Genomic DNA, 13,788 nt, shown 5'->3' with positions numbered 1-13,788 from the left:
TTCGTGACTATCGTAAAGGGTACCTTGATTTCAACGTATACAGCAATAAATAAAGCTTTTATCAAGCGGGTTGGAGCATAGAAATCAAAAAAACAAAATGACTATTTACAAAATAAAGATCTGAAGTCATAATAAGGGTGAAATTAACGAAACTGATTTCGTAGATTTAATTCAAAAATATGGGGGACAACGAAAATGAAGAAAATGACTTTAGCCATTGTACTTGTAACCGCTTTATTATGTGTGCTCGCCGCTTGTAGTAGCAGCTCTTCGGAATCAGAAGGAACTCAGGCTACAGACAGCAGCAAAAAAGTTACCTTGAAGATCATTCACTGGCAGCAAGAGAATATTAACAACTACATCAAAGAGTTTAATACGAAATTTGAAGCGAAATATCCGGACGTAAAGGTGGAATATACTACGGTTCCGGCAGACGCGACATACGATCAGTTGATGCAAACACGGATGAACGCCGGAAGTAATGGGGACGTAGATATCATTCCACTCAAATCAAGCTTTGTAGGCGCTCCGCAGGAATGGTCCAGTGGTGCTGCTGATCCGATGTGGAAGCAATGGATCGATGCCGGGTTAATCAGTGATCTGTCTGATCAATCTTTTATCAAAAACTACAATGAAGCGGATGTACAGAACGCAATGACGTATAACGATAAGGTGTACGGTGTAAACATGGGCAAGGTGGCATTCACAGGACTGTTCTACAATAAGGAACTCTTCGCAAAATATAATCTGGAAATCCCTACAACCTGGGATGAATTGCAACATGTTATCAAAGTGTTCAAAGACAATGGTGTCGAAGCGCTGGGTCTGGCGGGTAAAGATGTATGGCCAATAGGTCTTGCGGTGCAAGGGCTTCAGGCCTCTATTCATGAAGATCAGCTTGCTTATATCAAAGGTCTATGGACTGGTGAAACCAAGCTGACTGATCCGGTTCAACTTGAAGTCTTGCAGAAATCTCAGGATCTGATGAACAATGCAATGCCTGGTTTCATGGGTATTGACTACGGAACATTGCCCAGTTTGTTCGCTACAGGCAAGGTGGCTATGATTGCTGACGGCACTTGGGATGCAACAACAATTCAAACGGCCAACCCTGATCTGAAGTTTGGATATTTCCCAATTCCAGGTAGCAATGATGCAGCCAAGAACAAAAATCTGGCGGGTAAATACGATATGACCTGGATGGTGGTGGATAACTCACCGAACAAGGATTACGCAATGAAATGGCTTGATATGTTATCGGAGAAAGAGAACTACACGGAATTTGTGAATGCAGCCGGCTTCCTGCCTACACAGCCTGATGTGGAGATGACAAGTGAGTTTATCCAAGGCATTCAGCCTTACCTGGAGGACTTTAAACTTTCTTGGGATCAGTTGTTCATTAACCGTCAGAATGTAGGACAGTACATTTCGGAGGCCAGCGTTCACGCAGAGATGCTCAAGCCAGCCGGACCGATTGCAACACCGGAAGAGCTTGCAGGTAAATCCCAAGCGGACTGGGATGCTGCTGCTCCAAAGTAATTCATAATCATTCATATTCATGGCACAAGTTGGCCGCATGCGCCGGAATAGCGCTCGGGTCTGAGCCTTCAGGCCAGACAAGGCTGTTATTCCGGTTTTCTTATGTCTTAGTTTTACCCCATGAAAGGTGTGAGGACGATGTATCCGTTTGGGAAAGGTAAGGCAAGACTTATTCCTTATCTGTATTTGAGCATTCCGTTGTTACTTTATGTCGTGTTTGGCTTCGGTCCATCACTTGTGACGATACTGTTTTCGTTTACAGATGCTACTGGTGTTCGGGGCCAGGAATGGAGCTTTATCGGCTTTGAAAACTATAAAACATTTTTTGGTGCATCCAATGCTGGAGACCGAATGGATGCTATTGGGCGATCCTTATACTTTGCGTTTGCTGTTGTGATCATACAAAATGCAGTGGGTTTGTTTATAGCGATTTTGATCAATAAAAAACTTAGAGGCGATAAATTATATCGCGCGGTATTCTTTTTGCCAGTGGTGCTGGGGGTTACTGTGTCTGGACTCATTTGGCAACTCGTTGCAAATCCGCTGGGCGGACCAGCCCAGTCCTTTCTGAATTTCTTGGGTACCAGTTCCAACTTTTTTGGCGATTATAATATCGCCTTCGAACTGATTATTTTTGTTCAGATCTGGATGTACATGGGTTACTCCATGACGATTTTTCTTGCAGGTCTGCAGTCCATTCCGAGCGATCTGTATGAGGCGGGTTACATGGATGGTGCTTCGGGATGGAAAGCATTTACGAACATTACATTCCCCATGATTGCTCCTGCATTCACGGTTAACATGCTCTTGTCTATCATAGGGGCATTGCAAACCTTTGATATTATCTATGTACTTACAGGCGGCAAGTTCAATACAACGACGCTTGCGTTTGATGTTTATGCTACGGCATTTGGCACAGGAACGGCTGATTATGGTTTGGCTTCTGCTGTGGCGATGATTCAGTTCCTCTTTGTATTTACCATATCGATGGTCGCTTTATTTTACCTTCGCAGAAGAGAGGTGGAAGCGTAATGAAACAGAGCCAAACGTCCAGAATGGTCAGCTACGTTATCGTTCTGCTCATGCTTGCGTTGTACGTTTTCCCTCTATTCTATCTGTTCAATGTATCCATGAAGACACAGACAGAGTATCTGCTCGATCCTGTAGCTCTTACTGAAGGGATTCGGCTTGAGAACTTTTCCGAAGCATGGAACAAAGGGAACTTCTCTCAGTATATGTGGAACAGTGTGCTCTATACAGGGATGTCCACCCTGCTGACGTTGATTTTATCTATATTTGCTGCATTCCCGCTCGCACGCAGATATGTTAAATTCAGCACAATCATTTATATTTTCTTTCTAATTTCCATGTACCTTCCCAACCCGCTCATTCCGCAGTTTTCCCTGATCAATAATCTGGGTCTTTACAACACCCAAATCGGGTACATCTTATTGAAGACGACAGGTACGGGCATTGCCTTTCTCATGTTTGTGGGTTATATCAAATCAATATCGCGTGAACTGGATGAGGCGGCAGCCATGGACGGGAGTGGATATACACGTTATCTGTTCACTATCCTTGTTCCGTTAATGAAACCGATCCTGGCAACAGGTATTATTCTTACCGCGATTGGTGTATGGAACGATATTATCGGGCCGACCATTTATTTATCTGATCCGAATTATCAGCCGGTAACCAAAGGACTCTTTACATTTTATGGACAGTACATGAACAACTGGCCGTTGCTCGCCTGTGGCATTCTGATTGTTACCTTGCCACTGGTTGTCCTGTATGTTGCTTTGCAACGTTTCATTGTTGGAGGTGCTATGGCAGGGGCTGTTAAATCGTAAGTTAGAATCACTCCGCTTTAACTGAAACGAAAAAAAGGCAAGCGATCCAAAAAAACATCATAAGAAAGCCACCCTCAACGCAATGAAGGTGGCTTCTATTATTTTCATCGTTATTTTGGTTTTATAACTCCACTAACATCAGAATAATGGAGGATAGACACAGACATGTGCTGACTAGATACAGCACACCCACCACCTGATTTTGATTCAATCCGGCACGCAGCAACCGATAATGAGCTTGACTTGCATCGGCCTGATAGATCGCTTTACCTTGAATGAAACGTTTGATAACGACAAAGATGTTGTCGAAGATCGGTACACCCAGCGCCAGAATCGGAATGAAGATGGACAACATGGTTGCTTGTTTGAATGCACCATCCAGAGCGATAACCGCCAGAATGAAGCCAAGGAACGTAGCGCCTGCATCACCCATGAACACTTTGGCAGGGGCTTTGTTGTACTTCAGATAACCAATCGTTACACCGACCAGAATGATCGACATGAGTGCGGAATCACTTTGACCTTTGGCAAGCGCCACGATGAACAGGGTAATTGCCGAGATGGCCGATAACCCGCCAGCCAGTCCGTCCATGCCGTCCGAGAAGTTGATGACTGTTGTCACCCCGAAGATCCACAGGATCGTGAGAATGAATTGCAGCCAGATCGGAAGCATGACATATTCCGCGTTGAAGGGATTCACAAATCCGGTGAACGCAATGCCAGAAGCAAATACGAGTACTGCTGCAGAGACTTGTACGAGCATTTTGGGCAGGGCAGGAAAATCTTTGCCTTTTGTTTTGTACCAGTCGTCGACGGTACCAATCGTTAGCAGAAGCATACCACCAGCGACAAGAGCCGCTGTTTCCCATGTGATTTCTTTCGTCAGAGCAATGTATGTCAGGAAAAATCCAGTAAATATCGCGTAACTCGCCGTGAGCGGGATAGGTTGCCTGTGTAGCTTACGCTCCACATCTTCCCGAGGCTTGTCCACAAAATCGAGCCGGTGAGCCAATCGACCAAGCGGTGGAATAAGCAGAACCACGACAGCAAAAGACACTATAAAAGCCAGTATGTATACCATAAACTCGCTTGTTTCACTCCCATCTACCAATTTCCCCTTATTATACGAGTTAAACAGGAAATCTGTCGATGTCATTATTGTAACCAGATGTATGCAAAGGTGAGCAAAAGTTCAGGTTTTATCACATTTGAGGAAGATAGGAGCCGAAATAATGTTTTACGGCTTCTGTATGATAGCCATCATCACCTTGCCAGGTTGCTGCAAAGACAAAATCACTGGAACCACCTTTACGTTTTCTCGGTTTATCTCCAGGAGCCAGTATGCCGGCTGCCGCCCAGATTTCCAGCAGGGCATCGCGCTCCTGTTTGCTGGAAGGAAAGAGATCCTTCCACTTTTTCTCAAGTGAGCGAGCACTGTCTTTGGGGTCTTCCGTCTGAGCTGCTTCAAGCAGGTTGACCAGGATGGCTTGGTCTTCAGGGGTTACTTCATAGTTCGCATCGTTGTCCTGAAGCAGTAATTCCAAATCCATTAGGCAGTAGAGCAACCAACCATGGCGAACCCCGCCCCACTTGATCCGTTCAAAGTTCAGGACGTTTAAATCGACGTTGGTATATTCCTTGTCTGACTGCAAACGCAGGAAATTACAATCCCCACAGGCACTCGTATTAGGGTGAAGGGCAGGGCGTTCCGCATAGGTGTGTAAAGGCATCTTTGATGTTAAAGCCCAGCTGGATAATGCGCTGCGCAGATAGACTTTTTTGGTGGACAGACTATGTAAAAATGCCGAAATCACCCGTTCCTTGAACGAGTCATCCTGATGCATGTCGTACAGACGCTGGACAATCTCGTCATGCGTGATCGTGAGTGGATCGAACATAACACCTTTGCTTTTGGCATATTCAAATTCCTCCCCGGAGAAGGGTAGAGAGGTTGTTTTCCAGCCACCACCTCCCCAGAAGGTGCTCAGCAGTATCTTTGCTGCCTTTTTGTCCATATGGTTAGCCTCCTTTATGGGAATTGCAATTATGATGAATGTGATTCTTCAATCTTAGACCTGCTTACTTTAATTTACGTATTCCTCGTTTGTATTCAGAATCATGTCGACGAGGCCTGGAAAACGTACGTTTAATTCTTCCTTTCGTAGGGAATAAAAGTGCTGTTTACCTTCAATGCGTGGCTGGATCACGCCAGCTTCACGTAAAATTTTGATGTGATGGGACAACGTGGATTTGGAAATATGGTCTACTTCGAAAGCGGAACAGTTTTTCTCGCCAGAGCTGGCCAAACAGTGTGCAATTTTCATGCGGATTGGATCACCCAATGCATTGCAGACCGTGGTCAGCTTCAGTTCCGAAGCCACAGGTATCGTTGGAGTTCTCATATCTATGACGTTAGCATATTCGGCTTTGTCTTTCAATGTTTGAAGAATTTCGAACTATATAAGTTGAACTACAACTATTACACATGGTTACTCCGATTGCAGTACCATCTTTCGATCGCTCTTATCCCCAGATTTTCTTTATTCCCTTGGTCCAAGGGAAAAATCCGGTGATAAATGCGCACGCTTCGCTTCTTCAGATTGGTTCTGCACTCTCCGTTTTAGTGTAAAAGTCGGTCTCAACTTATATATTTCTTGCGGGCAGTATAAGAAGTGTGTTACATTTCTTTTCAGTTAGTTCGAAAATATTCGAACTGAAAGATTGGAAAACGGCTTTTTATTCTAGGAGGAATATAAATGAGTACTATGAGTACCACTACACTGTTGAACAACTATTTCCGTTTATTTGATGCTTCACGTACAGACGAGCGTGCCATGCAGGACTTATTGTCCCTGTTTACACCGGACGCAGAGATTGTGCTTAACGGCACCAGCAGATCAGGATTCGATGGTTTCATGAAAGCTTTCTACGAGTACAATAAGGATGTAAAACATATGTGGGACGCCTGGGTGCAACAGCCTGACGGCAGCTACCAGACCAACTGGGCGGTATGTGGACAAGCGGCAGACGGAACGGTATATGCCAAAACAGGCATCGATATCGCGCGTGTAAATGATGCGGGGCAGATTGTATATCTGGAGAATGTACAGGCCGATCAGAATGCGTTCAGCAAGTATAATCAGTAATTAAAATCTAGGATTTCAGTTTTATAGTTGTTAGAAATCTGAATCAATAAAAGATAGGAAAACTTAACTCCACCGCTTTTTCATGCTGTGGGGTTTTGTTATACCCAACATGCTCAATCATTCTTTTTAGGGTAGGATTAGAATAAAGGGATGGACGTTATAATTCTTATTTATTGGAATAAAGAGGAGTGAACTACATGAACGAAGTTGGGAACCGAAACGTCATGGAACCTTTAGAGGTCATACCGATGGTCGGTATTGGACCATTTAAGTTGGGAATGAGTAAACCAGAGGTAGAAGGGGTCATTGAGTGCATCACCCCGGAGATTAGTCAGCTCTACAACCAAATGGAGTATGATTCGGAACATAAACTCTATTTCATTGAAGTAACTAATCCACACGATTATCCACCTGATGAATCTGATGTTGTCCTTACATATGATAATATTGATGTTTTTCGAACAAAGGCTGATGATCTCGTTAAGCTAATAGATAGTAAGACACCATATACTCGAGACATCGATGCGGAGTTGGGATTTTCTTTTATTTTCAAAGACATCCAATTGGCTTTGTGGAGACCTAGCGTGATGACCGAAGAAATGATGAATTCAGTTGAGTTTCTGACCGAGTTTACGCCAGAGAATCAGGAACTGGAAAAGAGATTTTTCTATTTTAGGACGGTTGCTGTGGCGACCCCTGGATACTTTAATAGAACATAAAGGGAAGCTCCAAGTATGATGAGAGATAAATTTGATCCAATCTAAATAGAGTTTATATAGTCTGTGCATGAAAAAAAGCCCATTCCCATATGGACATAACCATGGCGGGGTGGGTCTCTTTAACTTACGGTATCTCGTATTAATTCTAACGAACTGTACACATGCTATTGGAGGGTATTTGGCAAAAGTGATTTTCTAACGAACCACAGACAAGTTAATTGGCTACATATTAGGTTCTAGAGCAGTTTTGTGCCCATGTAAGCCGATATAAGGTGGCTCAGGTTCGTTAGATTTTGAAAACATGCTAAAAGCTTCAAATAAGACGTCTACGATTCGTTAGCGTATTCCATGTTCAACGTTTTGACCCTCCGACGTGTAACATCCCACGCCTTCCCTACCCCTGCATCGTCTTATTCTGAAAAGCAGCGATATCCGCATACTCTTCTTCGAATTTGCGGGAGATGCGGATGAAGATCGGCAACAGCTCCCGGTACACGCGGACACTTTCTGGATTAGGCTGGTGCCGATGTGTTGATCCGATCATGCCGGAGACGGCACTCAGGGAATCGATGCGGCCAAGGGCGTACAAGCCCAGTACGGCTGCGCCGAGACAGGAGCTTTCAATACTTTCGGGGATGATGACATCCTGATCGAAAATATCGGCCATCATCTGGCGCCATAACTCAGAGCGGGCGAAGCCGCCTGTCGCCTGAATTTTTTTCGGACGGCCAATCTTTTCTTCGATCGCCAGCATGACCGTGTACAGGTTAAACAACACACCTTCGAGCGCGGCGCGAATCATATGTTCTTTCTTATGATGCAGCGTCAGGCCGAAAAACGAACCCCGTGCATTGGGATTCCAGAGCGGAGCCCGCTCACCTGTCATATACGGATGGAACAAGAGACCTTCCGAACCCGGAGGTACGTTTTCTGCGACACGAGTAAGCACTTCATATGGATCGATGCCAAGTCGTTTCGCAGTCTCCACCTCGGAAGCTGCAAACTCGTCCCGAATCCAGCGGAAAATAACACCGCCATTGTTCACCGGTCCGCCAATGACCCAGGCATCCTCCGTGAGCGCATAACAGAAGAAGCGTCCTTTGGGATCGGTCACCGGTTTATCTACGACTGTACGAATCGCTCCACTGGTACCAATGGTCACGGCCACGACGCCCGGATCAATGGCGTTCACGCCCAGATTGGAGAGCACACCATCACTTGCACCGATGACAAATGGTGTGGTGACCGCAATGCCCATCTCCTTGGCATACTCCGGGTGCAACCCATGTTTTAGCACATGTGTGGTTGGGACCAATCGGGACAAGTGTTCCGGCGTAATGCCCGCTACATGCAACGCTTCAGCATCCCAGTCGAGTTTCTCCAGATTCATGAGTCCGGTTGCGGAGGCCATGGAGTGATCAATGACGTATTCAGAAAATAATTTATAGAAAACATATTCTTTCATGGATATGAATTTGTGCGTCTGTCTGAACAATTCAGGCTGATCCCGGGTGAGCCACATGATCTTGGTGAGAGGGGACATCGGATGAATCGGCGTACCTGTTCTCAGATAGATTTCGTGACCATTCATCTCCGATTTGAGTACTTCCGTCCACTCTGCACTGCGATTATCTGCCCAAGTCATGGCCCGCATCAGCGGTGTGCCCTGTTGATCGACTGGCAGAATGCTGTGCATGGCCGAACTGAAGGATACAAACAGGATGTCCTCTGGTTTAACCCCCGCTTTGGAAGTGGCCTGTTTGACCGATTCGATGACTGCTTTGAAAATATCTTCCGCATCCTGCTCCGCAATCGCAGGTGTGGGGGTGTGCAGCGGATAATCGGCACTGCCTTGAGCCACAATGGTTCCGTTCTGTTCAAACAAGACGGCCTTGGTGGAGGTCGTGCCGATATCTACGCCGATCATATAGGGTGAAGAAGCCATTTTGTCATCCCTCTTTCTTGAATATATAAGTGAATGAATGCTGTTACACGTTAACACTTCGGGTACAGAAAGCCTTCCGATCGCCGTTATCCCCAAATTTCTCGATTCCCTCTTCAAAGGGAGAAATTTGGTTATAAATGCGAACATTCCATTTCTTCAGGCCCTTTCTGTCCCCTTCGTGCACGTGGTGCTATTCATCCAACTTATATGGCATCTGTTATTTCAACTATAGATAAGAATATCAGACTTGAGGGATGGATCAAAATGCCACAACCTTAGTCCTTCACTGCTCCTGCGGCAATATCCGAAATAAACTGGCGGCTGATGAACAGGAACATAACGATGAGCGGAATGACGGCAAGCAACGTACCAGCGATAACCATGGCATAGTCTGTGTTATACAGTCCGTTTAATTGAGACAACGCAATCTGCAACGTATACTTGCGTTCATCCGTCAGGACGATCAAAGGCCACAGATAATCATTCCATACGCCGATAAAGGTGAACGCGCCGAGGAAAGCAAAGGCAGGTCGCAGAATTGGCAGCGCCACGTTCCAATAGAGTCGGAAGAAATTACAGCCGTCGATGCGGCCCGCATCCAGCAGATCGTTGGGAATGGACTCTGTGGCATACTGGCGAATCCAGAAGATGCCGAAGGCGTTCACCATGCCCGGAATAATGAGAGCTTTGAAGGAACCGACCCAACCGAACGTAGCCATGAGTACGAAGGAAGGCACCAGCGACAGCTGGGAAGGTACCATCATGGTTGCGAGCAGCAAGATGAAGAGCCACTTTTTGCCGGGAAATTCAAACTTCGCAAACGCAAACCCCGCCAGTGAGTCAAAAAACAGCACCAGAATGGTCACGAGGCCTGACACAAACAACGTATTCAGAAAGGCGCCCCAGAAATCAATCTGCTGCAACACCCGCGTGATATTATTCCACAGTTCGCCCCCGAACCAGAGCTGGGGTGGAAACTTGTAGATATCGGACGTTGTCCGGGTAGACATTACAATCAGCCAATAGAACGGGAACATGGATATGAGCATGCCCCCGATAAGACCGGTATACAACACCAGCGATTTGAGGTGTTTGGTCGCCATGTGCGCTCCCCCTTATCACATCAGGATGATTTGCCTTGAACAAGCTTCCAGTTCACAATCGAGAACAGGGCGATAATGAGGAACATGCCCCAACCAACGGCAGCGCCATATCCGAAGTAATTGTTAATGAAGGATTCACGGTAGAGGTACAATACAATCGTCATGCCTGCTGCACCTGCGCCACCATCATTGCCTACCAATACTTGTGGCTCGGTGAACAGTTGCATACCGCCAATCGTTGATGTAATGACCGTAAACAGGATCACAGGACGCAACATCGGAATTGTAATTCGGAAAAAGGACTGTATCGCTGATGCGCCATCAATCTTGGCCGCTTCGTATAATGTCTGCGGAATACTCTGAAGTCCGGCCAGATAGATGACGGCGTTATATCCGGTCCAGCGCCAGACCACCATGGAGGAGATTGCGACTTTAATGCCCCATGGTGCATTAAGCCACTCCACAACCGGTAGTCCGACCGACTGCAACAGATAATTGAGAAAGCCATAATTGTTGGCAAATAAAGCACCGAAGATAATGGCTACCGCCACGATGGATGTGACGTTTGGCAGAAAATAACCGACCCGAAACAGGGTACGAAACTTCACAAATGGTGCATGTAGCAAAAAGGCAATAATCAGGGCGAAGAAGAGCATCGGAATCGTCGAATAGATCCAGATCATGAACGTGTTGCCCACGGCTTGCCAGAACTCGGCATCGGTCAGCATGTATTTGAAATTGTTGAGTCCGTTAAACGTCATGACACCGATGCCATCCCATTTATGAAAAGCCAGATAGAGTGAGAACCCGATTGGGAACAGCCCAAATACCGCAAACAGAATATAAAACGGCGATATCGCAACATAGAGTGCACGATGCTCCCACATTCTCGCCCATAGTGACTTCTGCCGATCCAGATCAGGTCTTTCATGTCCGGGATCGGGAGTAAGACGAGGTTCAGTTACAGCCATATGAATTCCTCCTTTGCGGATAACGAAACCACACGTTGTTCAGGTTAACGCTGCAATTCCCGCTCGACGCGGTGTACTGTATCTGTCCAGACCTGCTGTGGATCGGCATTTTGCTTCGCGACATCATTCAGCCGCCGGGTGATAATGTTGTGTACGGAAGGGTATCTTTCGCCAAAGAAAGCATCCGGCACATCCTGTGCCGATTCGGCAAATACAGGCCCTGTCGCCTGTCCACCGAAGAAAGGTTCTTTTTCTTTCATGGCAGGATCATCAAACACACCTGGTGCAGAAGGGAACAGGTTCAGTGTCTGATATTGCTCCAGTTGATTTTCGGGACTTTGCAGCCAGCGAACCAGTTCAAAGGCTTCCTGAGGATGTTCACTCGACTTCAGGATGGACAGGAATGATCCCCCGTTGTTGCCATCTCCCCCTGGTGCCCGAGCGACCCGCCACTTCCCGGATGTATCCGGAGCGGCTTCCTGAAGAACTTGTTTCATCCAGACAGCGCCCACGAAAGAGGCGATTTCGCCATTATTCATCGCGGCGTTCCAGCTTGGAGTCCAGCCATCTGCATTGGCTAGCAGTCCCTTCTCTTTGAAAGCAACGGCCGTATCCCAGCTCTTGCCCACAATAGGGGAACCCATGCCGATAAAGGACCCGTCCGGCCGGAAATAACGCTCCGCAGACTGCGATATGACTTGATTGTAAACGGTTGCAATATTATCGGTTAGAAAAACCTTGCCTCCGAATTTTTCCTTGAGCTGTTCTCCGGCAGCAGCATATGCATCCCAACTGTTGATCTGGCGTGTAACGTCTTCGGGATCAGATGGCAATCCGGCTTCCTTGAACAGATCTTCTCGGTAGAAGAGGGCTGTTGGGCCCGTATCCATCGGGAAACCGATCATCTGTCCGCTTGGCGTAACGCCTTGCTTCCATTTCCACGGCAGATATTGGTCTTCAATATCTCCTGCACCGAGATCATACAGATTATAGAAACGGTCCTCACTGGGGAATAGCTCCATGATCCAGTCGTTCAATGCTACAATGTCTGGTTCACCTGAGCGTGCAGCGAGTGTTGTTTTGAGTTTTGCTTTGAAATCACCGCCGATTTTCTGAGCTGTCAGTTCGATATTGGGGAACTTTTCCTTAGCCCTGGCAATCAACTTATCATCGATGGAACGATTCCAGTACCATAATGTAAGCGCTACCTTTTTGTTGTTCGCTGAATCGTCCTGTCCGGGCCAGATGGAGCATCCGCTTATGAGCAGGACGCAGACCATCAGTATGGCTGTCCAGCATGTTCTTTTCCGGCGGATCATGTGTATTACCCCCTCATCATTAAGTTCGAGGCATGAAGTGCTTTGGACTACAACATTAGTGTATGAGCAGTTTATAAACTCATACCCAATATTCCTAAAATGAAACACATATTTGTGTCGATTACGTAACATAAATTGGGTAGTTACTTTAAAAATAAAAGTTACTTGACACATTATAATTTTTATTCTAAACTAACTTACATAAAGTAACTAATGATGATGAGAATAATATAGATACGTACTATATAACATCCAAGTGATCCATTTTCGCTTTGGATGCGAATCAATCAACAGACAAGTTGGCCTAAACAGGAGGAACGACAATGATCAATTCACATATTATTCAACTGCTTGCCCCCAAAATTCAGACTTTTCCGAGTGGAAAAGAGTTCATATACCTGGTGGGGCCAATCAAACTCCCGGTAAACCTCGATGGGGAGACCAAGACATTCCAGTGGTATAGCTGGATGAAGTCAGACAAAGCGATGGAGAGCGGCGAGTTAATCGAATCTCTTGCTGAGGCTGAACTGGCAGAGCGTCAACAATCCAGTGTTTTGGTCTATGGTGACTTTGCCGAAGCACAGGATGCGCTCATTCGCATGCACAGTATCTGTCATACAGGCGACATCTTTGGCAGCAAACGCTGTGATTGCGGCTTCCAATTGGAGCAATCCATGAAAATGATCGCCGCTCACGGAGCAGGCGCACTATTCTATCTTGCGAACCATGAGGGACGTGGCATTGGTCTGTTCAGCAAAGCGATGGCGTACATTTTGCAAGAAGAAGGTCTGGATACGGTAGATGCAAACTTGCAACTCGGATTCACAGACGATGCCCGCAATTATGACGATGCGATTGCCGTATTGCGTGCGCTTCGCTCCGCACCGGTTACATTGATCACCAACAATCCACGGAAGCTGGCTGCTTTGCAGGAAGCGGGATTAAATGTGGGCGGACGTGTGCCACTATGGGGAGATCGCTCTGCTTTCAACGAGAAATATCTGCAAACGAAAGTGAACCGTTCCGGTCATTTGGCAGAAAGTGATGGTTGGGCTGGGGCAGAGACGCTACTTCCGCATGCGCAGGGTTAATCATTATTTATAGACGTATACGAATAGATGGCTAGCCGTTGTTGTACTCTCTGTTATGGAGAAGTACAACAGCGGCTTTTTACTATGGATGATAGGGTAGCGATC

Annotated in this window: 13 protein-coding genes; 6 read left to right on the top strand and 7 right to left on the bottom strand. The window is 46.3% G+C overall.

Going from position 1 to position 13,788, the window contains the following annotated elements; genetic code table 11:
* Positions 1-195: 195 nt before the first annotated feature.
* The 3 genes from C161_RS01780 to C161_RS01770 all read left to right on the top strand — a co-directional run bounded on the left by C161_RS01780 (position 196) and on the right by C161_RS01770 (position 3,389).
* Positions 196-1,539: an ABC transporter substrate-binding protein gene (locus tag C161_RS01780; RefSeq protein WP_036667929.1), complete on the top strand. Its 1,344-nt coding sequence runs from the start codon at positions 196-198 to the stop codon at positions 1,537-1,539.
* Between the two features lie 138 nt (positions 1,540-1,677).
* Positions 1,678-2,571 (top strand): carbohydrate ABC transporter permease, encoded by an 894-nt coding sequence (locus C161_RS01775; RefSeq protein ID WP_036613007.1) that lies wholly within the window; start codon positions 1,678-1,680, stop codon positions 2,569-2,571.
* Positions 2,571-3,389, top strand: coding sequence for a carbohydrate ABC transporter permease (locus C161_RS01770; RefSeq protein WP_036667927.1), 819 nt, complete (start codon positions 2,571-2,573; stop codon positions 3,387-3,389). Before C161_RS01775 ends, C161_RS01770 begins: the two co-directional genes overlap by 1 nt.
* A 121-nt stretch (positions 3,390-3,510) precedes the next feature.
* Here C161_RS01770 and C161_RS01765 read toward each other — a convergent pair whose 3' ends face one another.
* The 3 genes from C161_RS01765 to C161_RS01755 all read right to left on the bottom strand — a co-directional run bounded on the left by C161_RS01765 (position 3,511) and on the right by C161_RS01755 (position 5,791).
* Positions 3,511-4,470 carry an MraY family glycosyltransferase gene (locus C161_RS01765; RefSeq protein WP_036613004.1) on the bottom strand — a complete coding sequence of 320 codons (960 nt, stop codon included), beginning with the start codon at positions 4,468-4,470 and terminating at the stop codon, positions 3,511-3,513.
* A 121-nt stretch (positions 4,471-4,591) separates the two neighbouring features.
* Complete coding sequence (locus C161_RS01760) at positions 4,592-5,404, bottom strand: hypothetical protein (RefSeq protein WP_036667925.1); 813 nt, start codon at positions 5,402-5,404, stop codon at positions 4,592-4,594.
* Positions 5,405-5,473: 69 nt separating this feature from the next.
* Complete coding sequence (locus C161_RS01755; RefSeq protein ID WP_036667982.1) at positions 5,474-5,791, bottom strand: ArsR/SmtB family transcription factor; 318 nt, start codon at positions 5,789-5,791, stop codon at positions 5,474-5,476.
* Positions 5,792-6,145: 354 nt separating this feature from the next.
* Here C161_RS01755 and C161_RS01750 point away from each other — a divergent pair, with 354 nt between their 5' ends.
* Both C161_RS01750 and C161_RS01745 read left to right on the top strand, forming a co-directional pair.
* Positions 6,146-6,535: a nuclear transport factor 2 family protein gene (locus tag C161_RS01750; protein WP_051449531.1), complete on the top strand. Its 390-nt coding sequence runs from the start codon at positions 6,146-6,148 to the stop codon at positions 6,533-6,535.
* Between the two features lie 197 nt (positions 6,536-6,732).
* On the top strand, positions 6,733-7,254 hold the full coding sequence (locus C161_RS01745) for a hypothetical protein (RefSeq protein WP_051449530.1): 522 nt from the start codon (positions 6,733-6,735) through the stop codon (positions 7,252-7,254).
* A 394-nt stretch (positions 7,255-7,648) separates the two neighbouring features.
* On the opposite strand, the gene gntK is transcribed toward C161_RS01745, so the two are convergent.
* The 4 genes from gntK to C161_RS01725 all read right to left on the bottom strand — a co-directional run bounded on the left by gntK (position 7,649) and on the right by C161_RS01725 (position 12,592).
* Entirely contained in the window at positions 7,649-9,199 is a 1,551-nt protein-coding gene (gntK, locus tag C161_RS01740) for a gluconokinase (RefSeq protein WP_036667923.1), read from the bottom strand.
* Positions 9,200-9,474: 275 nt separating this feature from the next.
* Positions 9,475-10,302, bottom strand: a complete 828-nt coding sequence (locus tag C161_RS01735; RefSeq protein WP_036612996.1) for a carbohydrate ABC transporter permease — start codon at positions 10,300-10,302, stop codon at positions 9,475-9,477.
* 20 nt (positions 10,303-10,322) lie between these two features.
* Entirely contained in the window at positions 10,323-11,189 is an 867-nt protein-coding gene (locus tag C161_RS01730; protein ID WP_036613110.1) for a carbohydrate ABC transporter permease, read from the bottom strand.
* Positions 11,190-11,317: 128 nt separating this feature from the next.
* On the bottom strand, positions 11,318-12,592 hold the full coding sequence (locus C161_RS01725) for an ABC transporter substrate-binding protein (RefSeq protein ID WP_051449529.1): 1,275 nt from the start codon (positions 12,590-12,592) through the stop codon (positions 11,318-11,320).
* Between the two features lie 323 nt (positions 12,593-12,915).
* Here C161_RS01725 and C161_RS01720 point away from each other — a divergent pair, with 323 nt between their 5' ends.
* Positions 12,916-13,683, top strand: a complete 768-nt coding sequence (locus tag C161_RS01720) for a GTP cyclohydrolase II (RefSeq protein ID WP_036667921.1) — start codon at positions 12,916-12,918, stop codon at positions 13,681-13,683.
* Positions 13,684-13,788 lie beyond the last annotated feature (105 nt).

The sequence above is a fragment of the Paenibacillus sp. FSL R5-192 genome (assembly GCF_000517845.1).
Lineage (GTDB): Bacteria > Bacillota > Bacilli > Paenibacillales > Paenibacillaceae > Paenibacillus > Paenibacillus amylolyticus.
Note: the sequence above shows the minus strand (reverse complement) of the source record. Positions and strands in the feature narration are given on the sequence as shown.

Bases quoted from the DNA above. Each gene is read 5' to 3' on its own strand.
- C161_RS01780 (WP_036667929.1), top strand. From the start codon at position 196: ATGAAGAAAATGACTTTAGCCATTGTACTTGTAACCGCTTTATTATGT.
- C161_RS01775 (WP_036613007.1), top strand. From the start codon at position 1,678: ATGTATCCGTTTGGGAAAGGTAAGGCAAGACTTATTCCTTATCTGTAT.
- C161_RS01770 (WP_036667927.1), top strand. From the start codon at position 2,571: ATGAAACAGAGCCAAACGTCCAGAATGGTCAGCTACGTTATCGTTCTG.
- C161_RS01765 (WP_036613004.1), bottom strand. From the start codon at position 4,470: ATGGTATACATACTGGCTTTTATAGTGTCTTTTGCTGTCGTGGTTCTG.
- C161_RS01760 (WP_036667925.1), bottom strand. From the start codon at position 5,404: ATGGACAAAAAGGCAGCAAAGATACTGCTGAGCACCTTCTGGGGAGGT.
- C161_RS01755 (WP_036667982.1), bottom strand. From the start codon at position 5,791: ATGAGAACTCCAACGATACCTGTGGCTTCGGAACTGAAGCTGACCACG.
- C161_RS01750 (WP_051449531.1), top strand. From the start codon at position 6,146: ATGAGTACTATGAGTACCACTACACTGTTGAACAACTATTTCCGTTTA.
- C161_RS01745 (WP_051449530.1), top strand. From the start codon at position 6,733: ATGAACGAAGTTGGGAACCGAAACGTCATGGAACCTTTAGAGGTCATA.
- gntK (WP_036667923.1), bottom strand. From the start codon at position 9,199: ATGGCTTCTTCACCCTATATGATCGGCGTAGATATCGGCACGACCTCC.
- C161_RS01735 (WP_036612996.1), bottom strand. From the start codon at position 10,302: ATGGCGACCAAACACCTCAAATCGCTGGTGTTGTATACCGGTCTTATC.
- C161_RS01730 (WP_036613110.1), bottom strand. From the start codon at position 11,189: ATGTGGGAGCATCGTGCACTCTATGTTGCGATATCGCCGTTTTATATT.
- C161_RS01725 (WP_051449529.1), bottom strand. From the start codon at position 12,592: ATGATCCGCCGGAAAAGAACATGCTGGACAGCCATACTGATGGTCTGC.
- C161_RS01720 (WP_036667921.1), top strand. From the start codon at position 12,916: ATGATCAATTCACATATTATTCAACTGCTTGCCCCCAAAATTCAGACT.